The organism is Ancrocorticia sp., assembly GCF_052089425.1.
Taxonomy (GTDB): domain Bacteria; phylum Actinomycetota; class Actinomycetes; order Actinomycetales; family Actinomycetaceae; genus Ancrocorticia.
In genome coordinates this window covers 187,890-188,499 of record NZ_JBQCZW010000001.1, presented here as the reverse complement: position 1 = coordinate 188,499, position 610 = coordinate 187,890, and positions in this window count along the sequence as shown.

The window sequence follows — 610 nt, the reverse complement described above, 5'->3', positions numbered from 1 at the left end:
CGAATCCCCAGAAACCGTCCTCGCAGCTTGACAAACAACATAGGGGCACCCCCCGCTAGCGGTACTGATGCTGGTTGCTAGTGGCTTTGCGGGAAGCGCTGCCCTAGCCGATGAACCTGCCCCTGAACCCGCACCCATAGTTGAAACTACCGATGAGATCGGTACTCTGGCGTATCCGGGGTGTCAGCTTGGCTGGGCCTGCGTGTGGCAATACACAAACTATGGAGGAGGCTGGGCCGCAGCCCCGAGCGACGGGCCATTCACAAAATGGAGCGTCAACGGTGCGAGGACTGGACACAATTCTGCGGGCGCCAACGGAAACTCATGCAAGTACTCGAAGTTCTGGAATAGTGATCGTGACAAGTACTTCACACTACAGAGTGCAAGCTGGACTGGAGGTCAGGCAAATCGTGACGCAAATCTATCCAACGGAGCTGGATTCGGCGGTAATTCGAACGAGGCATGGAAGAATCGAATTCGTCGAGTTACGTTCAACGGCGGAAGCAATTGTGTCTGAGCGTTGATAGTCGGCGGTGGGGTTTGGACAGGCAAACCGCGGGGGCCGACTCACCGAATGCGGGGGATTTGTTTATTTTTATTAAAAAATTAG